The sequence below is a fragment of the Prevotella sp. AM42-24 genome, assembly GCF_003461825.1.
GTDB classification, from domain to species: domain Bacteria; phylum Bacteroidota; class Bacteroidia; order Bacteroidales; family Bacteroidaceae; genus Prevotella; species Prevotella hominis.
Genome location: NZ_QTXV01000051.1, coordinates 1 through 22944, shown reverse-complemented (window position 1 = coordinate 22944; position 22944 = coordinate 1). Strand labels below are relative to the sequence as shown.

The 22944-nt window shown below is 37.3% G+C and carries 19 protein-coding genes and 1 pseudogene; 4 read left to right on the top strand and 16 right to left on the bottom strand.

Features of this window, described 5'->3' with window-relative positions; translation table 11 throughout:
* Positions 1 to 85 precede the first annotated feature (85 nt).
* The 7 genes from DW917_RS12920 to DW917_RS12885 form a co-directional block, all read right to left on the bottom strand.
* On the bottom strand, positions 86 to 580 hold the full coding sequence (locus tag DW917_RS12920; RefSeq protein ID WP_147344187.1) for a hypothetical protein: 495 nt from the start codon (positions 578 to 580) through the stop codon (positions 86 to 88).
* A gap of 34 nt (positions 581 to 614) precedes the next feature.
* Positions 615 to 1277 carry a hypothetical protein gene (locus tag DW917_RS12915; protein WP_147344186.1) on the bottom strand — a complete coding sequence of 221 codons (663 nt, stop codon included), beginning with the start codon at positions 1275 to 1277 and terminating at the stop codon, positions 615 to 617.
* Positions 1278 to 1505: 228 nt separating this feature from the next.
* Positions 1506 to 1718, bottom strand: coding sequence for a helix-turn-helix domain-containing protein (locus tag DW917_RS12910; RefSeq protein WP_118119347.1), 213 nt, complete (start codon positions 1716 to 1718; stop codon positions 1506 to 1508).
* 327 nt (positions 1719 to 2045) lie between these two features.
* On the bottom strand, positions 2046 to 3128 hold the full coding sequence (locus DW917_RS12905; RefSeq protein WP_118119345.1) for a site-specific integrase: 1083 nt from the start codon (positions 3126 to 3128) through the stop codon (positions 2046 to 2048).
* Positions 3129 to 3252: 124 nt separating this feature from the next.
* Positions 3253 to 4185 (bottom strand): helix-turn-helix domain-containing protein, encoded by a 933-nt coding sequence (locus tag DW917_RS12900; RefSeq protein WP_118119343.1) that lies wholly within the window; start codon positions 4183 to 4185, stop codon positions 3253 to 3255.
* 783 nt (positions 4186 to 4968) lie between these two features.
* On the bottom strand, positions 4969 to 6411 hold the full coding sequence (locus DW917_RS12890; protein WP_118119339.1) for an ATP-binding protein: 1443 nt from the start codon (positions 6409 to 6411) through the stop codon (positions 4969 to 4971).
* A 177-nt stretch (positions 6412 to 6588) separates the two neighbouring features.
* Complete coding sequence (locus tag DW917_RS12885; RefSeq protein WP_117695815.1) at positions 6589 to 7911, bottom strand: ATP/GTP-binding protein; 1323 nt, start codon at positions 7909 to 7911, stop codon at positions 6589 to 6591.
* A 697-nt stretch (positions 7912 to 8608) separates the two neighbouring features.
* Here DW917_RS12885 and DW917_RS12880 point away from each other — a divergent pair.
* The gene (locus tag DW917_RS12880) at positions 8609 to 8842 is read left to right on the top strand and encodes an ABC transporter (RefSeq protein ID WP_118119337.1); all 234 of its coding nucleotides are present in this window, start codon (positions 8609 to 8611) and stop codon (positions 8840 to 8842) included.
* A gap of 132 nt (positions 8843 to 8974) precedes the next feature.
* Here DW917_RS12880 and DW917_RS12875 read toward each other — a convergent pair whose 3' ends face one another.
* The 4 genes from DW917_RS12875 to DW917_RS12860 all read right to left on the bottom strand — a co-directional run bounded on the left by DW917_RS12875 (position 8975) and on the right by DW917_RS12860 (position 12242).
* Positions 8975 to 9262: a hypothetical protein gene (locus DW917_RS12875; protein ID WP_118081658.1), complete on the bottom strand. Its 288-nt coding sequence runs from the start codon at positions 9260 to 9262 to the stop codon at positions 8975 to 8977.
* On the bottom strand, positions 9259 to 10029 hold the full coding sequence (locus tag DW917_RS12870) for a hypothetical protein (protein ID WP_118119335.1): 771 nt from the start codon (positions 10027 to 10029) through the stop codon (positions 9259 to 9261). The genes DW917_RS12875 and DW917_RS12870 overlap by 4 nt, the downstream gene beginning before the upstream one ends.
* A 468-nt stretch (positions 10030 to 10497) precedes the next feature.
* A complete protein-coding gene (locus DW917_RS12865) occupies positions 10498 to 11250 on the bottom strand; it encodes a LytTR family DNA-binding domain-containing protein (protein ID WP_117661784.1) in 753 nt (250 codons plus the stop codon).
* The gene (locus DW917_RS12860) at positions 11247 to 12242 is read right to left on the bottom strand and encodes a sensor histidine kinase (protein WP_158570155.1); all 996 of its coding nucleotides are present in this window, start codon (positions 12240 to 12242) and stop codon (positions 11247 to 11249) included. Before DW917_RS12860 ends, DW917_RS12865 begins: the two co-directional genes overlap by 4 nt.
* Positions 12243 to 12502: 260 nt before the next feature.
* Between DW917_RS12860 and DW917_RS12855 the strand changes: the two genes are divergently transcribed.
* From DW917_RS12855 to DW917_RS12845, 3 genes are all read left to right on the top strand, one after another.
* Positions 12503 to 13963: a hypothetical protein gene (locus DW917_RS12855; protein ID WP_147344185.1), complete on the top strand. Its 1461-nt coding sequence runs from the start codon at positions 12503 to 12505 to the stop codon at positions 13961 to 13963.
* A 70-nt stretch (positions 13964 to 14033) separates the two neighbouring features.
* Complete coding sequence (locus DW917_RS12850) at positions 14034 to 14726, top strand: hypothetical protein (protein WP_117729593.1); 693 nt, start codon at positions 14034 to 14036, stop codon at positions 14724 to 14726.
* 67 nt (positions 14727 to 14793) lie between these two features.
* Positions 14794 to 15447: an outer membrane beta-barrel protein gene (locus tag DW917_RS12845; protein WP_158570154.1), complete on the top strand. Its 654-nt coding sequence runs from the start codon at positions 14794 to 14796 to the stop codon at positions 15445 to 15447.
* A gap of 98 nt (positions 15448 to 15545) precedes the next feature.
* On the opposite strand, the gene DW917_RS17795 is transcribed toward DW917_RS12845, so the two are convergent.
* The 5 genes and pseudogenes from DW917_RS17795 to DW917_RS12820 form a co-directional block, all read right to left on the bottom strand.
* The gene (locus DW917_RS17795) at positions 15546 to 16022 is read right to left on the bottom strand and encodes a hypothetical protein (protein WP_233524737.1); all 477 of its coding nucleotides are present in this window, start codon (positions 16020 to 16022) and stop codon (positions 15546 to 15548) included.
* 12 nt (positions 16023 to 16034) lie between these two features.
* The gene (locus tag DW917_RS12835; RefSeq protein ID WP_118119326.1) at positions 16035 to 18239 is read right to left on the bottom strand and encodes a peptidase domain-containing ABC transporter; all 2205 of its coding nucleotides are present in this window, start codon (positions 18237 to 18239) and stop codon (positions 16035 to 16037) included.
* 46 nt (positions 18240 to 18285) lie between these two features.
* Entirely contained in the window at positions 18286 to 20628 is a 2343-nt protein-coding gene (locus tag DW917_RS12830; RefSeq protein ID WP_233524736.1) for an outer membrane beta-barrel family protein, read from the bottom strand.
* A 2-nt stretch (positions 20629 to 20630) separates the two neighbouring features.
* Positions 20631 to 21890: a radical SAM/SPASM domain-containing protein gene (locus DW917_RS12825; RefSeq protein WP_147344183.1), complete on the bottom strand. Its 1260-nt coding sequence runs from the start codon at positions 21888 to 21890 to the stop codon at positions 20631 to 20633.
* A 673-nt stretch (positions 21891 to 22563) separates the two neighbouring features.
* A pseudogene (locus tag DW917_RS12820) lies at positions 22564 to 22944 on the bottom strand (hypothetical protein); the annotation flags it as partial.

Here is a 22944-nt window from a genome sequence, read left to right as displayed (position 1 = left end):
CTGTGTCATCTTATGAGGGCGGTTGCGGATTTGAGGATAATGATATATATATGCTGATAGTTATAAATTTCATCATAGTCAATTCTTAATATTTATCTAAGCCTTCAAAAGAGACATTTGAAATATTGTGTCTTTCAATGAGTTCTTTAACTCGTAAAGAACAAACTATAGCCCCACTATCTTTCAAATAAAAGAGTTCTTCTCCATTCCACGAGGTGAAATCTATTTGGAAAGTCCCATAAATATGGTCTCCGTCAGAACCATGTTCACAGATAGAATCTATTTGCGTTTCTAACAGAGCATAGTATTGCAACCTTGAACCATATATTTTTATGGGGATAAAAGAAACTCCCTTTACTCCATTATTTTCCAACAAATCTTTGAAGTTATCGGAAATAAATCTTAATGGTCCTTGGTCACCTATGAAGTCATAAAATACATCTCCTTCATCGATGTGGAAGAGATTGTTGTCTTTTACATGTTGTAAATCAGGAAAAATTTGAAAAGGGTCGTAACTAACATCAGCTTGTAGCCTAACTTGCCTTTTTTTATGTCCTAACATTATAGTTGTAAAATTCATAGTGCTATCGAATTTGTAATCCGTACTCCAATGATTATGATTCACACAAGTCTTTGCATTTCTCCCAATGGACATCAAATTCCTCTTTGCTAATCAACATATTGGTTTCTATTGAATACAAGTCATATTGCAGGATGATGGACATCGGAGGATTGGACTTAGTAAAGTCTTCTGGCACACATTCATCTTCCTCGACATTGACGAAGGTATAATTTCCATCTGAAGATATGGTAACCGCTTTCAGCACTCTCACGCCATCATATTCGCCATAGCAAATCGTGTTGAACACCTTGATTTTAAAATAGACTTCACATACTAAAATGCCATTCTCGTTAGTTCTATATGGGAGCGACTTCTTGAGTTCAAGGAGTATGTGAGCAAATGCCAACAAAAGTGTTTTCTTCGCTTTCTTAGCAGGGATTATCAGACTGAAACCCTGCCCTAATTCACCATGCCTATCTATTACAATTTTTACGTAAGGCGCTTTCTGGGCAATAATTGTATTTATGTCTTCTATTGCTTTGTTCCAAGTCTCTACAATATTGGGGAGAACCATATAAATACAGCAACAGAGGTGAAACTCCTTGGTTTCAGGCTTGTATTGAATGAAGAAATTTCCCAAAGAAAAAGACTCAAACAATGGGTCACCAATCATCCGAAAATCATTTGGAGAATTCGGACAAATGGTTCTCAGCATATTAACTCTCTTTCGGAACCACCGTTCATGTCGATTGAAATATCTCTGAACAATATCAGCAACAACCACGACACAAACTATTATAACTATTCCGACAGTTTCCGAAAATGCATGAGTAAGAGCTTTTAGCCCCAATATGATGCAAATGCACCATAATACGAATAAGCCAAGTTTTTTGATTATCATAAGGCAATTCACTAACTATTGTTTGACATTGTCTTTCATTTTCTATATAGTGGTACGCTCCGTCTCATCCGTAATTAGTTCTTTCATATCCACAGACAATAACTGCGCAATTTCAAGAAGTGTGGTAAGGTTGGGTTGAGAGCGGTTGCATACATAAGCATTGACCGTACTGAAACTTCTTCCCAACTTCTTTGCAAGCCATGTTTGGCTTATCCCTTTGTCCTCTAAGACTGCTCTTATACGATTTAATTTCATGTTTTTATCGTTTTATGCTACAAAAATAACGTTTTATTTTGATAATCCATCCAAATCCCTTGAATATCTGCTGTATTCCGTCGTAATTTAGACAAAATAGAAATATACTCTGCAAAAATGGAACTAAGCAATTGATTTCCCAATATGGCAAGATACATATATGCGTTTATGAATATGTTCTTTTTGCCATACTCTTAAAATGACGTTACATGAAAATTACTGTTGGTAACTACTCTTTTACCTTTGCAAAGACTAATCTTAATATTTTGTAAAATCACAGCATAAAATGTTGTTTTTCAGAAATTAGATTTAACTTTGCACTCGAAATCAAAGCGTTCTTTGTATATTGCAAAGTTGTGAAAGAAAAAGAATATAGCTCGTTTCTAAATCGTTAGCAGTTACATTCTTTAAAATACTCAACTCGCTGATATTCAATAAATAAAAGAATTTACTGTGACTCAAGCAATGGAATGAAAATGGCTTGGTGATTCCTGCCTTCTTCAACCATGCTTTAAGGGGATGGTTAATCATGCTGCGCTTCAATCCCTTGAACACGATACCCGTGCTTGGTTCACCACATAGTTCGTATGCCTCGTTGCTGATAGGCAAGGTTGCCTCGGTCTGAGTCTTCTGGGTACGAATACGCAAGCAATAGCCTTGGTCGGGAGCTATCTCGAAGTCTTCCCAACGCAATTTTAAGATGTCGCTGATTCGCAATCCTGTGAGGCAAGCAAAGAGGGAGGCAGACTTCAATACAGGTATATCGCAAGGAGTTGCTGCCAACTGCTTTACTTCATCGAGGGTAAGAAACTCCTTCTTTACATCTTGTGGCTCAATCTTGTCCAGATAGTCATTGATGTTCTCACGCAGCCACTTGTCACGATAGGCGATTTTTAAGAGACCACGGAAAGTAGAGTAGTAACCTGCTGCAGAGTTGAGAGATACCTTTTGTTTTGTTCGATTCAACTGATTTGCATTCAGAAGATACTCTCTGAACTTTTTGCAAAGTTCCACTGTCACATCCCCAAATGTACAATGACCTTGAACAAATTTGAAGAAATGCTTGTAGACACATGTCCACTTGTCATCTTTCTTATGTGTCATCTTCTCAAAGTATGCCAAAAAATCAGCTTTCTGTCGTGTTTTGTCCAAAAAACCAAATTCTTCATTGATGAGTGATTGGGTTCTGATACAACGGATGGCCTCTGCTTTGTTGAGCATATCTGTATTAAACTCACGTTCCATCTCATTCTTTGGATGAGCATAGATATAGATACCTAAATATTCCCTGCGACTCATTTGCATAGTCTCAGGGTTGCGTACTGGTGGATAGAAATCCAAATAAAGAGAAATACGGTCGTTTTTAATCGCTCTTTGGCGAAGAGAAACTCTTGTACATGTATTTACCATGATGTTTACTTTTTATAATGTGATACTTATGTTTCATATATGATCCCGTATTAAGAGATCTTTGAAATCGATTGCAAAATAATAGAGTTATGTAATGGGGTACAACTTAACCTTTTGATAACCGCTAAATAACCTTAGGCTTGCCGATAGCTTTCTCTAAATCTCGCTTGGAAATCTTGATATACTTGCCAATCTTCACCTTTTCAATAGCGTATTTCTTGATACGCTTATAAATCTGGTCCTGACTTAAATCATACAACTTCATGGCCTCCGGTATTGTATAATAAAGTTGGTCTTCTACGGATTCACCTTTTGCCAATTGTACATGACGCTTGGAATACAGAACATTGTTACCTTCCATTTTTCTTGGAATAGCATTGTGACTAACGAAACTATATACGGCTGTTTTTGTCATACAATATTTCTGTTGAATGTCCATAACAGTCATCCATTCACTGATGGTTGGGTCTGGAGACAGGTGCGCAAAATAATCATCCACCTCTTTCTTGTTCCAATATACTCTTCCTTGTATGGATATTCTTGAAATCTTGACTTTCTTGACTATCTCATAGATGGCAGTCTCGTAAGTGTTGTGGACTTCTGCAATTTCCTTGGCAGAGTAATATTCTGGAACAGGTAGCTCTCGGTTTGCATGAACTGCTTCTTTTGAAGCACTTTTTTTAGTGGTGTATGGTAAACTATCAACAAGATAATCTATATCTCGCTTTCTGATTAAAGATAAACGAGAAGTAATCTTGGATGCTCGCAACTTACCACTATACACCATATTATATATGGTCTGTCTGCTTAGTCCCAAAAGTATAGCGACCTCTTGAATAGTGAGGTATTCTTTCACGAGGATTTCAGACATGGATTTCTCGGAAGCTTTTCGGTGGCTCATTGTCTCAGCCATCTTTACTTTCTCCTCACGTCTTGCTGCTTTATAGGCATAACTGTTGCATTGCTTGGAGCAATAACGAGTTGTGGATTTTGATGCATAGAAGCTCTTCCCACAATACTCGCAAATTTTTAGAATTCTTTCTTTGCTTGCTGTCATTTGTACGCTTTTTATACTTTTTTACTTAATTTATTGTAGAAAAAGTCGTCTGTCATTACCCCGTTTATTTTCAATAGTCTTATATCATCGTCCATCATTGTCCAAAACTCTCGGCAATCTTGCACTCATTTGCCAAAAATGGAGTCTCATATTATTACTTTTGAAAAGTGGAGGTACAAGAGCGGTACAAAAAGGTGCTAAAAAAGCCTTACCATTGATTATAACCAATAGTAAGGCTAAAAAGAAAGGTGCTCATTTTGAGCACCTTAACTATCATTTGTTGTCGATATTAATCGTTGTTTATCACGACTTACTTTCCGATGCACCATACGTAATCAACTGAGTACCAGTTGTTTAATGTATGTTTGAGCCATATGAAAGCCAGACTAAAATGTAAGGATTTTTACCTCCTTAATTATCTGATATTCAGTACTTTTTAGTCCTACTTTCCTACTTTTTTCAAGTATCTTTTTAAGCCCTTTTCTACGCCTTTCACTTTCCCACGCAAATAATGAATGTCATTGATTCTCAATCGGTTAAGTACTGACGTGCTGTTTGCGAGCCGCTTTCCTTCTGAATGAAAAGAATGTTGATTATCAGCTACTTACGATTTTCGTATTTTCACTTGGTTTCACTTGATTTCATTCATTTTGTATGTCATATATCTTTACAAACGCCCATTTTTAGGGGTTGAAGATTTAACATATTTAACCTTTGCAAACACTCAAAATCTGCATTTTCGTGCTAAAACGTGGTTTTTTATCATTTTTGAGAGGTCGGCTTTTATCTGAATAAATCTGCCATCGTCAGCTGGCATTGGATGTCATCAGAATAGCCGCCCGGCGCAAGTCCATAGGAGGTAATCATCGTGATGAGTACCGTTTTCTCGGTGCCTGTTTCCCTGATGAAGGTCTCCCTTCGGTTGCGAATGCGATTGTCCTCTTCTTCTGTAATAACGTAAGGGGCGTTGGTATATTTCATCTCACAGAGATTAATTGTATCGTCATTTCTGTCGATGAGCATATCTATCTGTGCTCCTTTCGTCAGCGTCTTGCCAGTAACTGGGTCTTTCGTTCCCTTATATGACCAGGAATGAACGCTGCTCACAACGGCTGAGAAGCCGAGGGCTGCCTTAATCTGGTTGACGTGCTGCATGCAGACACGCTCGAATGCTCTTCCTGCCCAACCGTAATGGATGGATGTACCTGCGGATGAAGACCAGAAATGCTCATCCCCATTGGTGTTCTCCGATATGAAATCGAAGTAGAATAGGGTGTAGTTGTCTATGAGCTGGAAGGTCGCATCCTTCGTCTTCTTGCCGATGGCTGTGAACTTGCGGATGAAACCGCATTGCTCCAGTTCCTGCAGCGCTTTCGAGAAATCTGCGTTGTCTGAGAGTTTCGACGCTTTCAGCAACTCTTCTCTCAGCAGACCCTGTTTCTTCTTGGCAAGTGCTGTGATGATTGCTATATGACAGCGTGGCTTCTTGAATAGGGAAGCGTAGAGAGCATCAAACTCTTGTGTAAGTTCTCCACCTGGCTGGAAAAATATCCGGTCGAAATTCTGTGCCACGCTCATTCCTTTTTTCAGGAAGCTCCAATAGTATGGGATTCCTCCCAAGGCCATGTAAGCTTCGAGAATCTGCCTGTCCTTATAGCCCAGATTCTTCGCTTCGCAATACTGCTTGCACTCTCTGAGGGTGAATGGTTGCAGCAGAACCTTGCATGTAAGACGGTTGTGAAGGCCACCATAGTTCATGACCACATTGTCGATGATCCATGATGTGGCGCTTCCGCAGATGACCAGGATAAGGTCTTTTCTCGTAGAAGCCCAGGCATTCCAGAAATGGTCGAGTGAACGGACGAAGTTTGATTTAACCGTGTCCATCCAGGGAAGTTCATCGATGAAGATAACCTTCTTCTCCTCGTTTTCAGGGAACGTATTCAGGAAATTCCACAGCAGTCCAAATGCCTCAGACCATGTCTTGGGCATTGCGCATTTTCCCATTCCGGCAAGATAAAGAGATTCTCGAAAGTCGCTTAACTGCTGCCTGCGAGTGGCTCCGTAAGTGCCGGTATGCTGGAAAACGAAATGGTTCTTGTAGGCCTCTCTGATAAGAAAGGTCTTGCCGACACGTCGTCTTCCGTAAACAGCCACGAATTGTGATTCATCAGAACTCATCAGTCCGTGGAGTGTTGCTATTTCATTTTCTCTGCCTATTAACATATCGTATTTCTTGTTTTATTCTCTATTTATTTATGTGGCAAAGATACAAAAATATATCGATAAGTCGTGGAAATGTATCAATATTTAACAGATTTCCACGGGAAATCGTAACTTTTTCGGTTTTTTGCACTGAAAAGTATGTGGCTCAGATTTTTTTAAACCTATAGCAGTCTGTATTTACCACTTCATAGCCTCCTTAGGAAGCAACGGAATGGCTCCATAGCGCCCTAATAGATAACCCTTGCGAACGTCTTCACGAGGCTTGAATTCTGCCAAGGATGTAAGATGAGACGCTCCATCCTTTCCCTTCTCGACAAACCAGACTTCATCAGCTCTGATAAGGTCGAGGTTGAGCAGGTTACATTCATGGGTGGAGAAGATGAGCTGAGTGTCTCTTCCTGACTCCAGTCCTGAGAAATAGCACTCTAAGATTTTCTGCGAGAGCATCGGGTGCATACTGCGGTCAATCTCGTCGATTAGATAGTCAACTTCATTTTGCTTCAAATCGATGAGCATTGGAATGAAGTCGAGCAATCGGATGCTGCCATCTGATTCTTCGCTCAGATCAAAAACAACCTCTGTGCCGGAAGTAAGATTCCGGTGAACAGCCTTCTGCTTGTAAATTTCATATCCTCCGTTGGCATTTACCTCGAAAAGAAGCATTTCGCCTCCAACTGTGGCAGCCATGCTGTACGCCTTGCCGTTCTTGGCCTTGCTGAGTATGTTGTCAAGTAAATCGGAAGATAAGTTCACATCTTCCTTCTTCATTTTATACAGCCGCACATCTGAAATGCCCGTGTTGAAGTAGGCAAGAAGCGAGCGTGTCGTTTCTTGTAGCTCATCATTGTTTTCAGTAAGGAAAGAAATTCCCTGCAGGCGTGTGCTTGGGAAGATGATCTTCAAGCCGTCTGCAAACCAGTTCTTGGTCATGCGTATGGTTTCAAGTCCCTTGCCGTTTCGGCGTACATACTCTGAAAGGAAGCTGGAATCGGAAGGAGTACTGTGGGCGATGAACTTCAGCAGCATGGATGTTTCTTCATTTCCATCCACCTTGCCAAACGTGAACCCGTTGCCGTCAGCTGTAACCTTTCTGGTGAAAACTTCCTTGTCAGTACGGCTGTTGATTTCAAACAGCCATTCCTCCTTGATTCCTCCGATGTTGAACTCCATGCCATAGGCGAAGCACTTACCCTTGGTCTTGAACTCGATTTCTACCTTAGAGTTTTTCTCTTCGGTATCAGCAAGCTTGAAAGGTTCCACCTTGCTTTGCGGAAAGCTTCCATTGGCAATCTGCTGGAGCAGTGCAATGGCCTTGATAACGTTACTCTTTCCGGAAGCATTGGCTCCATAAACGATACCAGCCTTCAGCACAGAAATATCGTCACGCTTCTCTGCACGGGAAACATGAGACGGATGTGCGTTGCTCTTACCTGCCACAAAGCTGATTTGAGTCTCATCCTTGATGGAATATATATTTTCAAATGTAGCTCTAAGTATCATAACAATGTCATTTTCTTATTAATACTGATGCAAAGATAAGCTTTTTCTTCGAAAAATGTGTTTGTTAATGTCGAATACTTGCAAAATTCTTGCATGTTTAACACATGTTAGTTGGTTCGTGGCTTAGTCTCTTATCTAATCGTTATGATTATGTTCTGGTGTTGTACTATAATAAATGTAAATAAACCTTGCAGATAAAACGGGTTAGGTTGCTAGTTAAAAAAGGATAAATGTAGGCGAGCATTTCAACCACGTGGTTGAAATGCTTAATTTTGTATTTGCTTGTGATTCTTTAAATTATGACTTTAGAGAATTGCAAAAATGGGCAACTTGTAGAAAAATTTGGATAGTTCAAACTGGAGGAAGCTATAGTGTTAAACATACCTCGTTGTTTAATAATTTCGATTTTAATATCGATATGGATCTTACTTCATCTCTTTGGGTCTGCATTTCCATAAAGCCATAGGGTGACTTGTTATTCGTTCAACGATTGATCTTTCATTAAATAGTAGAATATGTGTCAATGTTTAACTAAGTTCTATGAGAAATAGCCACGATTCTCACATTTATCGGTATTCTGAGGTGACATATTTTTCTTTTTATAAAAGAAAATGCCGGAAAAAGTTGGTGGTTTCGAAATATTTCATTATATTTATAATAAAAAACTTTTAAGGAAGTAATTTAAAATTCAGAGAATATGGCAATCAAGGAAAAGAATGGAAATACGTTCCCTCATGAGCTATTCAAGGTTGGTGACTTAGTCACATTTCAATGGGATGATACGTTGAAGGAAGGCATTGTCTTAGTTGTAGATGCTTATGGTACATTTGAATCTCCCAATATTCCTTCTTATGATATTATGGTTGAGAATGAGAATATGTTGTATAAGCATGTAAAATGCGATTTGGTAAAATCGAAAATTAAAAGATAATGTGTCGATAAGTCGTGGAAATCTATTGAAAAACGATAGATTTCCACGACTTATCGGTATATATTGCAGGAATTGGTTATTAGTATGCAATATTTCTAAAGGCAAAATAACCAACAAAATATAAGTGGAAGATTAAGGTTCTAGCACCCATCTTGATTCTTTTCCATATGGACCTATTGCCGATTCGTTAGTAATATAGGTCATGCCAAATTTTACTTTTGTAGCCATAGCTTTACGAATAGACGTCATTATCTGATCCTTTGTAAAACCGCATTCTGAATAATTTTGAAGGGCTAATTCTACCGCACATTTTTGAGCTATACCTGCATTTCCCTTGGTATAGTAATCCACTACCTGTTCGTCTGTAAGTTCGTCCACGGACTTAACAGAACATTGTTTTAGATATTCTTGTATATTCATACTGATAAATTCTTTTTCTCAATTACACAATCCTCTGGTACATAAAGCTTCCATCGACATAAATAGGTGTCAGAATCGCCTGTGGAGGTTAGACGCTTGGTGTGCAAGGCACCTTTCGAGCGGCACATTTCTATGAATTGGTCGCTTATGTGATGATGCTCTTTGCTATGCTCCAGGATGAATCCTACCTTTTGATAGAGGAATGCTTTATTGTACAATGCCAGATACTTTTCGAGTTTGGGCTCATCAAGCAGTGATATTCCTTCCATGCAATGAAGCAATTCCTCAATGCCTCCAGCACGTTCTATACGGTCACAGCAGTCTATGACTGTTCGTTCCAAATCAGTTACATGTACATAAGGATTTCCCTTGGGAGTTATAACGCCATTTTCCGCAGTTGGTTCAAAAGGGGCTGCATAATACACAAAGTCTATTCCTTCAAAAGCAAAATCTTTGAAGCGGCTTTTGCTTCCAACATAGGCGTTGTAGAAAGGTTGGTGGGCAACTCCATGTAATTCAAGGGCTGTGTGCCAACCAACATATGAAGATTCTGAAATCTTGGAACTCAACTCGAACTTGTCACACATGGGAGCATCTGTCGATGGATCAATAGTGACGTACATGTTTCGTCTAATGGGCTTCAGAACCTTCTGCGATTGCCATCGGGATATGGCCGTGGATGTTCCTGCATGAGATAATTTCATTTCACGCATCACATCTTCAAAGTTGAAGATCCTCATATTGTATAAAGCCGTAAAAGTTGCCATTTTTGCATCGAAGTATTTATATATGAATAACTTTGTGCAAAAATAGCAACTTTTCTTCAGATATCCAAATGTTTACGAATCTAACTCGCTCTAATTTGGACTTTGATTGAAAATCAAGAAGTTGGGCGTTTGCCTATATTATACAGGTAACAATATGGAAACGAGCGGACTTCTGCTCGTTTCTGTATTTTGCAATATGCAAAGAACACCTCAATTTGGGGGCAAAGATACGATATTTTTCTAAATATCCAATGATTTACAAGAGGAATTTTATGGAAATTAGAACTTTTTATAGTAAAACCTTGCTTCACAAGTAATTTGAGATTAGAAACATCAGTGAATCCAAATTTAATGTATATTGTCTGTTTCCACAATTTTCACCGTGGTACGCCTCTCAACAATATGTACCACAGTGAAACTTCTTTTTTTATATAGTTGTGCGAAAAAACATCAAGTCAATTCTTGTCTTCATCTGTCGAGCCAATTCTTCAATTGCATGATTTTGTCTTTGCTGACCACAATTCGCAACTCAGGAAATCCATGAAGGCTAATGGTCATTTTGTATTTGAAGAAATTGGTGAGTTTGTCAATGCGCTCGATATTTACCATATATTGGCGGCTGACACGGAAGAACAAATTGGGATTTAATTGCAGCTCCAAGTCATTCAAAGATTGGTTGATGGGTACAGAATTACCATCACTAAGGTATGCCCTAACGACACCATTTTCTGATAAGAAATAACTAATGTCAGTTGTCTTGACAAGTTTGAAGCCATCATAGATATGCACAAGGAAATGGTCTCTCCATTTCTTGCCTGTTGCCATCCCCATTTTCTCCATCAGAGCTGAGTAATCTATGATTTTATTGCACAGGGCTTTAGCCTTTATTAGAGCTTTCTCCAATTCTTCTGGCAATATCGGTTTCTGAAGGTAGGCGATGCCATTGCTCTTGAATGCTTCCAAGGCATATTCATTATAAGCCGTGGTGAATATCACAGGCGAAGTTGGGGCTATCTCCAAGAAAGCCTCGAACACATCACCATCGCCCAGTCTTATATCCGCAAAGATTACATCCTCGTCATGCGGATTTTGCAGATAGTCGATGACCGCTCTCATTGTTGTTAACGGTCCTTGTATTTCCATAGAGTTGTCTATGTTTTGCAAGAGGCGTTTCAGTCTTGAAAAGCCACGTTCTTCGTCTTCTATGATTAAAACTTTCATGATTTTGATAAGATTGGAAGTTTAACTTCAAAATATTTATTGTCGTTACTAACGACTAGTTCCTTTCCTAATTGACTATAGCGCAGACGCAAGTTTGACAATCCCTTTTGTGTTGTAGGTAAAGTGCTCTTTATCGGATTCACTACATTTCTAACGATAATATATTCGCCATGACAATACACTGAGATAAAAAGCGGTCTTTCCTTGGTATGACAGTTATGCTTTATCGCATTCTCTACCATCATTTGTATCGCCAATGGCAAGGTCTTATTCTTGCATATTTCCAGTTCTTCGGCAATTTCCACATGTATGGTATGAGGAGAACTTATCTCTTGAAGCTCACAATAGTTCTTCACGAAATGAATCTCTTCATGTACTGGCACCGTCTCATTATCCAGATGTGTGACTACATATCTATAGATTTCAGAGAATTTCAGAGTGAAACTTTCTGCCTGTACAGGATTCTCCTCAATCAAGTCTGCCAACGTGTTGATGCTGTTGAATATGAAATGCGGATTCATCTGCTGACGCAAGAGATTATTGGTAAGCACTACGGTTTCCTTCTCTTTTCTGATGAGGATGGAACAATAATATAGGCACGCATTCACCATGGTCAGCAATGTGGCGATTAATCCAAAAATATATAATCTGTCCCAATACACATCGTTCCCAGCATGCCAAAGATTATCAAATATGTTTTCAAATGCCACAGCCCAAACAGAATTGGCTAGCAGCAACAATAGAATATGGGTGGCAAAGCGAGGATAGCTTATCTTGTTTTTAACAAAAATGTTACCCAAAGAAATAGAAATCCACAAAGAGAATAATGTATAAAAAGAACAATATACTATGTCGAAGCACAAGTCCTTGAAAGTGACACCTGTACCCACAAACGTATCAAAGTCCATCAGTGCCCATAGCAAGTAGGAAAAGATGCATGTAGCGATGGATATGATGAACCAATTCTTTATAAGACTATGATATTTCTTCATATAACTCATTTTTTTGCTTGCAAAATTAGTGTTTTTTTTCGAGATAGACAATAGTAAGAACCGTGAATGACGAAAAAACGCTCATGAATCCGCTATTTTCGCTTATAAACCATTCATAGCATAGTAAGATAAGGTTCATCTGTGGTTTTGAGTGATTCACACCTCAATTTCTCCGAATCACGATGATTGTACTTGCATAGTCTGAAATATCTTAATACTTTTGCACTCGAAAAATTTAGGTTAAATCAAAAATAAGACAAATGAAAAGATTTATTATTTATTTCTCATTTATGCTGCTTTATATATTAAGCGGCTGTAGTGATGAGCCAATGACTCAACACTTTGGAGAGACAACAACAGAGAAATTCCAAACTAGTGGAGATGGCTTCCTTAGTCTTCCTTCTAAAGATGCACTACAAGATGCCATAGAACAAGGAACTATGACTAGAAGCACTATTTCCAGTTTTGTTGAGAATGGAGAATTTACGTCTTTACTTGATGAAGTGAGTTCAAATGCTCCTTGTTTAGATGAGTTGACTACAGAGGAAAAGGACACAATTCTAAGCCAACATCTGACTTATTATGAGGCATTTGGATATGAAGATCTTGTCCCAAACGAAAACTTTGCCAAACTTTTAAACTGGAAAGGAGAAATCCTCGTAGATGATTCCTTGTACAGAATTACACCAATAGGAACATTTTGCACAAGTGATGCAACACCTGTAGGTTCTCAAAAGATAGAGAGTTTATATCAGCAAATTCTGCAAAAAGACAGTTTGGCTTTTAATGATAGTACTTATATAAAGTTAACTGACAACGTTTTGTTATATAATAGTTTTCCAGAATATAAATTAGAAGGAACTTCGCTAGAATCTAGAGCTTCAACTGAAGTTCCATTAAAACACTATGCCTCAAATAAGAGTAATGGATGGGTATGGAAAAAATTATCTAATCTTTTGGGAGATCGTTCCACAAAGCATTATGAATACTTACATAAAAAAAGAGTGAACGGCTCTTTGTATGATTATAATTATGGAGTTTATGCAGAGAGTGGTGCATTTGTTTCTGCCAGCAGAAAGAGAGGAGGCTTTTTCAGGAAAATTAATGGTTGGAAGGACATAGATGCCCAAGAGTTAGAGATAGTATGTAAGGATCTTTCTTTTGTGTTAGACTACAATGTTCCATACACATTGACTTTTCCTTCCAATTTACAATTGGTTAGTACATCAAATTATGTTCAGACTAATTTAAGTGAAAAGCCACTGAGAGCTATAGATATTCTTGGGTATGATGTACCAGCTAAAGCATTCTACAGTACGTTGAAAGGTACAGCTCCGCAAATTCTAAATATGGTTCGCAAAGAATTAAACAGAAACAAAGAATTAAACAGAGATAAAATTCCCGATGATATAGAAGTTATTAGGATTTTGACACCGACTAAATGTTATACTAAGATATTGGAATGCAAGACATCTGAGAAAAATAGTTCAAAGCTACGGAAAGTATTTAATCATAGTTGGCAATTCTATATATCCAATAACATTATTAATAACCCTTTAAAGTTGAAGAGTGCTGCTGATTTCTTTACAAATGTAAAGAGTATTCCGGTAAAGCATATAGAATCTGGCAGAGTTATATTACTCTCAAAAATCGATGGTAGCTGGGGTGGGCTAGTAATAGATAAAAATTATCAAGGTATAGACGAACACATTTATCGTTAAAGTTATGTTTAATATATAGCTATTGTCCTTGTATTAACCAAAGGGCAATAGCTATGAAAAATATCAGAATATGCTAAGAATGTTTTTTATAGGTATCGCACTTCTCACTACAACGGCAGCACTTTGTCAGAACAAGAAAGAGATGGATGAACCTGTACATCACTTCTGCGTAAATATAAATGCAGGGTTAGGCGCGAATTACAATACTTGGTTCTTGGAAGTACAAGGGGAATATAATCCTATTTCTTTCCTTGGCATAAATGTAGGGATGAAATTTCTCAATCCGTGTAAGCAAGATGAAAGCCTACACATAGTATGCCCCGAAGGTAAATATGAACTTGACGAATATTCCACATTTATGTATCATTTTATCTTACATCCATCTATCCACCTATGCGCTCCATCTATAAAACTTGATAACGTTGGAGATAAGTTGATATTTAGAATGGAGTATGGAATTCTTTTACCTCTTAATCATTTCACAAAAGGGCATGCATATCCCCAGCCTGACAATGGGCAACTACCAGATTCATATTCGCCAATAGATATAAAGAACATAAAAAGCGGAACGCCATTTTATCATGAGACAAGTGTTTCAGCCAATCTTGTCAGTGACAGATGGAAATTTACTTTAGGATACACCTTTTCCAACCTTGACATCTACGGAAGTGCTAGAAATGCGTACTTAGGAAACACGCATATAGAATTTGAGAAAAAGAAAAGAGGAGATGAGGTATTTATAGGCATTGGATATTATTTATAATATATTTAGTTCGCAAAAATAGCAACATAATAAAATGAAGAAAATTGCATTAATAAGTCTTGCTATTATGGCAAGCCTTTTTCCTTTGTGCAGCATGGCACAACAGGGAGTCAAAGTAGATGTACATACTGGTGCAAACTTATCTGGTTTTGCTGGTGGAAAATCCTATGCTGCCCAAGATAGAAAAATGAAAATGGGTGCTAGTGTAGGTGTTGGTGTATCCTATGAAACAAGCAAGAAGTTTGTCTATTCTTCAGGAATAGACTTCTTGATGACGGCAGGTAGCTATACCGCCATGTCAGACTACTATAATGGTGGACTTACAGCTGCATTTCCTGCGGTAAATTCAAGAGAACTATCCATCCAAATTCCTGTCAAGTTTGGATATGACTTCACTCTGGGTGAGAAGTTGCATTTCATTCCTTCTGTTGGTGCGTATGGAAGATTTTCCATGGTATCTATCAAGGAGAATGTAACCGAGAATACAGATGGAAAGTCTGGTAATAGCTTCAAATGGAACAGCTTCAACAACTATCAACATAATACCAATCGCCTTGATGGTTATAAGCGATGGGATGTTGGAGGCTTAATTGAAGGAAAGTTTGTTTATGCCAATCGTTATGCTGTAACATTAGGCTATTCTCGTGGTTTTCTTGACAAGTCACCTCAGTTTAAATTCAAGAACCACAGCTATCATCTGATATTGGGATATACATTATAGTGGTTCTCCTTGATTTTACAACAACAATGAAGACACTTTGTGGCAATTCTTGTAAAGAATAACCACAAAGTGTCATTTTTTATATTTGCTTACTAGAATTATCCAAATACCTGCGGCCACAACGTTTTGTTGCTTACGATGATCCTGACATCGGCTTTCATATACTTTTGCAGTATAGGAATATTTTGTCCCTGTGTGCTCACTGTGGCTGTAGCCATAAAATAGTTGCCATCTTCCCTATGTATGAGCTTGGCATTATGGCTCATGATGTCGCAGTTATAAGATGCATTAGCATTGCCCTCGAAAGATACATGAGCAGTCCTTGGCTTATCGAAAAGATACAAATACTTGTATGGCACAAACACTTGCACTGTTCTTTGATTGATGACCTCACCATTAGCCTCTATGGATATAGGATAAGGTATCTTGTAGAAAGCAACTGCGAGGGCGAGGACTATGATTGTAATGACAACCGTTCCCAAGCTGACGAGGCGAGGAGGAACTTTACCTATCACGTTCCTCACCTTCTCGCTTCTCAATTCGATATTATCTGATTCTTTTTCTTTTTGTTCCATATCAAACGCTTTTTAGTTTCCCAATTCCAACTGATTCTTCACAAGATTATAGTATGCCCCTCGCTTGGCAGTCAAAGACTCATGGTTGCCAACCTCAACGACCTTACCATGGTCTATGACTACGATTTGGTCGGCATTCTTCACCGTACTCAGTCGATGAGCTACAATCACGACAGTCTTTCCCTTGTAAAACTTATCCAAGTTCTCCACGATGCTTCTCTCATTGTTGGCATCCAGCGAGTTGGTCGCCTCGTCAAGGAAGATGTAGTCGGGATTCTTATACACCGCCCTTGCTATCAAGATACGCTGTTTCTGTCCCTGGCTCAGTCCCACGCCATCACGTCCAATCTTGGTGTTGAACTTCAGAGGCAAAGCCATCACATAATCCTTGATACAAGCTATCTCGGCTGCTTTTAGCAACCGTTCCTTGTCTATGTCACCATCATCAACAGCAATGTTACGTGCGATACTCTCCGAGAAAATGACACCTTCCTGCATCACAACGCCACATTGTCTGCGCCACCATTTCTTGTTGAGCTTGTTGATGTCAGTATTGCCTATGTTGATTTGTCCCTCCAAGACGAGATAATAACCAAGCATCAAACGGATGAGGGTGGTCTTTCCACTGCCAGATGCGCCAACGATGGCTGTTACCTTACCTTGCGGAATATGAATGCTCACATCATCTATGGTCTTGCGCAAAGCATGTGGGTCGTACTTGAACATGATGTTCTTGATGTCAATGCCCTCATTCTTGTCCTCGATAGAAGTTAGCAAGCCTACCTTTCCGTTCTCATCATCCATCTGGTGAATCTCGTTGATTCGTTCCAAGCTAATCTTCACATCTTGCAGGGAATAGAAGAAGTTCATCAGTTGCTCCACAGGCGAGTTGAGCTGTCCGATGATGTATTGCACGGCAAGCATCATACCGAGTGTCATTTGCCCATGTATCACGGCGGTTGCAGCCACTACCGTGATGATGATGTTCTTCACCTCGTTGATAAAGATACTTCCAGCCTCCTGTGTCTGTTGGAGTTTGAGTGATTTCATCTGCACCCCAAACAAGTCTGCTTGCGTGTCCTCCCATTCCCATCTTCTACGTTGTTCACAATCCTGCAACTTGATTTCCTGCATGGAGGTGATAAACTCATAAGTTTTGTTATTGTTGATAGCTTGCTGCTCAAACAATTCATAGTCGAGCACCTTCCTCCGTTTCAAGAACAAGGTCATCCATCCGCCATAGAGGATGCTCCCCAACAAAAAAATGGCAAACACCAACTTGTTGTAGAAGAACAGTACCACCGAGAATACCACAAAGGTTAGCACGGCAAAGGTGATGTTGAGCGTCTGCTGCGTAAGGAAGTTGTTCACACGGGTATGGTCGTTCATTCTTTGCATCAAGTCGCCCATGAGTTTCGTATCAAAGAAAGACATAGGCAGTTTCAATAGCTTGATGAAGAAGTCACTTACTAATGATATGTTGATGCGTAAGGATATGTGAAGCAACAACCATCTGCGGATAAAGTCTATTGCCGTCCGGCTGATTGTAAGCATCAACTGCCCCAAGAGTATCAGCCAAACAAAACCTATATCTTGGTTCTTGATGCCGACATCCACGATTGATTGGGTAAGGAATGGCAGAACTAGTTGCAAGAGACTTCCAACTAACAAGCCCAAGATGATTTGTCCGAAATACTTGCGGTATTTCTTCACATATCCAAAGAGAAATCGGAAAGAACGCTTTTCCTTGATGTTCTCTTCACCCTCCATCTTATAGGTAAAGAATGCAGGGGTGGTTTCCAAGAACATAGCAATGCCCTTGTCTTCGCCATTGGAACTCGTGCTTATCCAATGCTGCTTGAACTCTTCTAAACCATAAGTGACCAATCCCTTTCCTGGATCAGCGACATAGAACTTCTTTCCTTTCTTGACTTTATACAAGACTACAAAATGATTCTGGTTCCAATGGAGAATACAAGGCAAAGGGACTTCACCTAGCACCATAGTTGTAGCTCTAGCGCATGTAGTATGCAAGCCAAGTGTGTTTGCTGCCTCATTGATACCTAACAGAGAGACTCCTTCCGCAGTAGCAAAACAAAGTTTCGACAGAGAATCCAAAGAGTATTCTCTGCCGAAATATTTACATACCATTTGCAAACTAGCTATACCACATTGCATGCTATCATACTGATATTCTATAGGAAAATGATTCTTCATTTGTTACTTTGAAATCTACATTACCGCACTATTTTTCTCTAAGAGTTTATAAGCGATTTCTTTCTTCAGAATTTGATGACTGAAAAGTTGGCTTTGCTTTGTTAAAAACATTTCCAATTTTTTTAATTAAAGTTAGTTCCAAATGTTGACTATCATAATAGTTGTTAAACTTCTGTTTAATCCCATTGGAATAATAAGAGTATTTTGGATTCGATGTTTTGAATAAATCTTCAGCTTTAATGCTAACAATCATAGTCTTATTTTTGTTTGTATACGACAGCCCTAAGTTTAAAAGAAAGGCATTTTTTGCCTTTCTATAATTATAATATCCAGGTATGTCATCTTCAATGTACAAAAAGCCAGTCAATCTTTTACTTAAAAAAAATGAATTGTCCAACGAAAAATCACTTCCCCAACCTTTTACATTCTTAAAGGATGTCTGATTTGAAATATAGCTTGAATATGTAATATCTCCAGTCAAATTAGTTTCTAACCAAGAACCCAACTGAAAATTATATTCGACATTAATCCCAAAAGTAGATATGTCAAAGAAGTTTCCTGCTCGTTCTACTTGATTTTGAATATTTTCTGAATCCAAGAATACCATTTTCCCAAAATCTTTGTTGGTCTTAGTAAAATACATTTTTGTATAAAATGAATTGTTGCACATATAAGACAAGCTTACATTATGTATATAAGACGGTTTCATGAATGGATTTCCCTCTGAGTAATCATATTTACTTGTATACCATCTAAAAGGGTCTAATAGTTGGAAATTGGGTCTCTTAATTCTTCCTGAATAATCAATACTTATAGTATTACTATTATTTATTAAGTATTCTATACCAACAACAGGAAATACCCTTAAATAATGGTTGTTATTGATAGTGTTTAAAGTATAAGAGAGTCCTTTTGTATAAGTATATTCTGCTCTCAAGCCCAAACTTAGTTGAATTGACTTTATTGAACTCTCTGCATTTACATATAAAGCATTGTTAGCTTCTCTATATCCAAACAAGTTGTGTGAAGTAGAATAAACCAATTTTTCATCCTCTTCATTATATGACTTTGTGTTGATATAAGAGAATTTATATCCTTCACTTAATTTCCAATTCTTAAACGAATTGTCGAAATCCATTTTGAAAGTATATATATCATTCTTTTGGTGACCTGCACTATAAAAATTTTCATCTAATGTTGTTAATGCCGTTTTTGTAAGTGAAAGCCAATTCCTATGGTTTCTTTCATAGCTGTTAATGTAGCCAAGTGTTATATTGAGATTAGATTTGTCATTGAAAGAATGAGCATAATTTATTTCTAAATTCGTTTGATAATTAGCTGACTTTCCATATCCTTTAGATGACATTATGGAATCTTCCTGTATATTGTTTATAGAAAAATATTTCGTATCATTAGCAATGTCTCGATTATTAATTTTACTAAGTAACGGCAACTGTAACATTGTTGATATATTATCATGTTGGCCTAAAGTTAAATTTAAATTTGTTAATATTCTAGCAAAATCATCCTCGCTTTTTTTAGGACAATTTGTAGATATTATATAATTTTTAAACATATTACTATATTGACTATGCGTGAATAGTTTTTCGCAACTACCTAATACCGCGGTCTCTACACTAAACTTTTTACCTGAATAGAGAATTTTTGCAGAAGTACCATAAGATAAATAGTGGGCAATACTCCCTTTCCCCAGTAAATTAGCTTGTAATCCTGGGTTTATTTTTTTCAGTGTTTCAATTTTTAAAATGCCAATATTCTCGTTGGCTTCATATTTTGCTGGTGGAGTTGATAGTACTTGAATTTTTTGAATATTTTCTGCTCCTAAAGAATTCAAATAAGCTATTAATTCATCACCTTTTAAATAAAGTTGGTGATTATTCAAGAAAACAAGGACTTCATTTTTACCTACCATAGATATGATACTACCTTTAATGTTAATCAAGGGTATTTGTGGCAATATGTCAGAAAACAATTTCCCATTTTTATTAATCACATCCATGTTGATAATAAAACCACCATGTGACATTTGGATAGCCTTTCTTCTACCAATTACTTCAACTTCATTAAGATTTTGTACATTGTCATCTAGGCAAAAATCTATTGTTTTTTCATCCGAGATGGATGCAACTTTATCTGCATACCCAATATAACTGCAAGTAAGGCTGTCATTTTTGTTCACTTGGATTTCAAAATATCCAACGGAATCTGATAATACGACTTGTTGAGTATTGCAATTTTTGACAGATGCATACGAAAGTGGTTGCGATTTGTCATGAAAATACACATGACCATAGATTTTGTAAGACTGCGCATCTATTGACAAATTAGCAAAAAGCATCGTAATTATGAAAAATAATATTTTATTCATAGCTAACCTTCAAAGTTTACATTATTCTTAATATATGGTTGTATCTGTATGAAAATTCTAATAATTGCTTCCCAATACACCTTGTTTAATGCACAATGATATGCTGATGGTATAGTCGTATCCTTAGATTCAAGCCATTTTGCTGCAATACATGAACCAGAGCAAAGATGTCTTAGCCAACAATCTTTGCATTTTTCATACCTGTCAACTTCTTTTGGGTAAAAATTATGTTTGTCTATTTTCTCGTAATCAATACCATTATGAATATTTCCAACACATAATTCTTTACAACTATTATGACTAGAACAAACATAAATATCTCCTTTTAGATTGAAATAAAAGGAATTGATCCCAGCACTACATCCAGTATAGCTCGTTGTCTTACATTGGATTCTTCTTATGTCTTCTATAAGTTTGCGAGCGTAAACATACTTATTGTTCTTTATCCTAGATACATAATAATCAACTAAAAGACCAAATTGTTGCTTAAGATTATTATTTACATCTTCTATTTGAGGTAAATAACTGTCATTAAATGCTCTTGTAGCGAACCCATGATAGAAAGGAATTTCGTTATCTTCAAAAAAAGTGAACATCTGTACGATATTCTTATTCTCTGGCATAATTGTTGCTTTACACGCAAATTTTATTCTAGTTTTCTTCAGGGTAAGAATATTTTTGATGACTAAAGGAAAACTTGGTGTGTTATTTAGAAATACTCGTTTGCTATCATTTTCCTTATCTCCATCAAGACTAATAGCTACAGTAAATTTTTCCTCTTCAAAAAATTTAATAACAGAAGAAGACAATAATGTGCCATTTGTCGTTATTTCAAAATGACTATTTTCAAATCCGAATTCCTTGCATAGTTTTGGAATTTGTTTTAACAAATTGAAATTTAAAGTTGGCTCTCCCTCTCCTGCAAAATAAAATGTAACATTACTAGAATTATTTTTAGCAAGGAATTTTAGTATCTCTAAAAAGCGCTCTTTAGACATCATCTCTTTTTTATGATACCCTGCTGACAAATAACAATAAGAACATTTCAAAGTACATCCGTGAGAAATGTCCAAACTAACAACATCTATTTTTCTACTTGATTTATCAAAATTATAACTTGAAGATATTTTTACACTATTTCTTTTAGGCATAATGACACTTTCATATAAACGCTCTATATCTAATGGAGAATATATATGATACAATTCCAAATCTAGTGGGTCTAATATGTATATTTGATTATTTAAATCAAATTCTTTCAAATCTTTTTTTTGTAAACACTTGTCATTTTTGTTTATATATTAAGGGTGTGCTAAAGCATTAGTAGCACACCCATTATACATTTTAGAAAGTTGTTATACAATCTGATTCGCAACTTTTCTATAGTCAATCAGAATTGGTTTGAGAAAATTTTATGCTTCCATGTCCAATGCCTAAAGGATTTATTTTCTCATTCTATTTCTATTTGACTATAAGACTATCCTCAATTGATGAGCAACCCTGACGAAGATTGGCAACCATGACTTCCACACGCATGATCCGTTGACTGTGACATATGGGTGTGTTTTGTTGCCTCGCTTCCTCCTTTTACATTGGACAAAGATTCTCCATTAAGGGTTTCAAACTTAAAATCTCTTTTCATTGTCTGTTTCCTTTCTTTTTAAAAAACTAATAATGTTTTAAATCTTGGAATCTAACGTTTCTTGGAAAGTATACGCCTTTTTACCCAGACGGGGCTGTATCAACCTTGCGCAAAGGTTTTTGGAACAATTGCACCAAAACAAAAGCAAACTGCAATTATTTGCCTCTTTTTGTATTCCGAGTGCAAAGGTATAAATACTTTTTGAAACAACATAATTTTAGGAGGGTATTTAAATTACATTAAACAATGTTATACGTGCTTACACTTTGCATAATAATACAAAAATAACGTTTTCATTTACTTTTCTTACTGTTTATCTGCATTTTTATCCTATTTGATTCATCAATAAGTTGTCTTGCTATACTATCTTTATATGATGCTACCTCAACCATTTTATGGTGTTGATAGACAGAATCTTCATAAACATCAACTCTGGTTCTGAGCTTGTATATCACATCTTCATCTCGTTGCACATTGAAATACTTTTCGATGTAGCGAATATTCGGGTCATCAGATGGAAGCACCATCTTCAATGCCCGATACTTCAAGTCTGCCTCCTCCCAATCTTGATGTTCTCGCCATTGGGTGAGGTTTCCCCAAATAGAGAGGACAAGGGATAGAGCCAAGCTACCGATGAAAAGAAGAACATTCTTTGAGGTTGGCTCGAAGCGATG

Coding starts and splice junctions, on each gene's coding strand:
- DW917_RS12855 (WP_147344185.1), top strand. CDS start 12,503: ATGAAAAGATTTATTATTTATTTCTCATTTATGCTGCTTTATATATTA.
- DW917_RS12890 (WP_118119339.1), bottom strand. CDS start 6,411: ATGTTAATAGGCAGAGAAAATGAAATAGCAACACTCCACGGACTGATG.
- DW917_RS12850 (WP_117729593.1), top strand. CDS start 14,034: ATGCTAAGAATGTTTTTTATAGGTATCGCACTTCTCACTACAACGGCA.
- DW917_RS17795 (WP_233524737.1), bottom strand. CDS start 16,022: ATGGAACAAAAAGAAAAAGAATCAGATAATATCGAATTGAGAAGCGAG.
- DW917_RS12865 (WP_117661784.1), bottom strand. CDS start 11,250: ATGAAAGTTTTAATCATAGAAGACGAAGAACGTGGCTTTTCAAGACTG.
- DW917_RS12845 (WP_158570154.1), top strand. CDS start 14,794: ATGGCAAGCCTTTTTCCTTTGTGCAGCATGGCACAACAGGGAGTCAAA.
- DW917_RS12900 (WP_118119343.1), bottom strand. CDS start 4,185: ATGACAGCAAGCAAAGAAAGAATTCTAAAAATTTGCGAGTATTGTGGG.
- DW917_RS12870 (WP_118119335.1), bottom strand. CDS start 10,029: ATGGCAACTTTTACGGCTTTATACAATATGAGGATCTTCAACTTTGAA.
- DW917_RS12920 (WP_147344187.1), bottom strand. CDS start 580: ATGAATTTTACAACTATAATGTTAGGACATAAAAAAAGGCAAGTTAGG.
- DW917_RS12860 (WP_158570155.1), bottom strand. CDS start 12,242: ATGAAGAAATATCATAGTCTTATAAAGAATTGGTTCATCATATCCATC.
- DW917_RS12915 (WP_147344186.1), bottom strand. CDS start 1,277: ATGCTGAGAACCATTTGTCCGAATTCTCCAAATGATTTTCGGATGATT.
- DW917_RS12880 (WP_118119337.1), top strand. CDS start 8,609: ATGGCAATCAAGGAAAAGAATGGAAATACGTTCCCTCATGAGCTATTC.
- DW917_RS12830 (WP_233524736.1), bottom strand. CDS start 20,628: ATGAATAAAATATTATTTTTCATAATTACGATGCTTTTTGCTAATTTG.
- DW917_RS12835 (WP_118119326.1), bottom strand. CDS start 18,239: ATGAAGAATCATTTTCCTATAGAATATCAGTATGATAGCATGCAATGT.
- DW917_RS12885 (WP_117695815.1), bottom strand. CDS start 7,911: ATGATACTTAGAGCTACATTTGAAAATATATATTCCATCAAGGATGAG.
- DW917_RS12905 (WP_118119345.1), bottom strand. CDS start 3,128: ATGGTAAATACATGTACAAGAGTTTCTCTTCGCCAAAGAGCGATTAAA.
- DW917_RS12910 (WP_118119347.1), bottom strand. CDS start 1,718: ATGAAATTAAATCGTATAAGAGCAGTCTTAGAGGACAAAGGGATAAGC.
- DW917_RS12875 (WP_118081658.1), bottom strand. CDS start 9,262: ATGAATATACAAGAATATCTAAAACAATGTTCTGTTAAGTCCGTGGAC.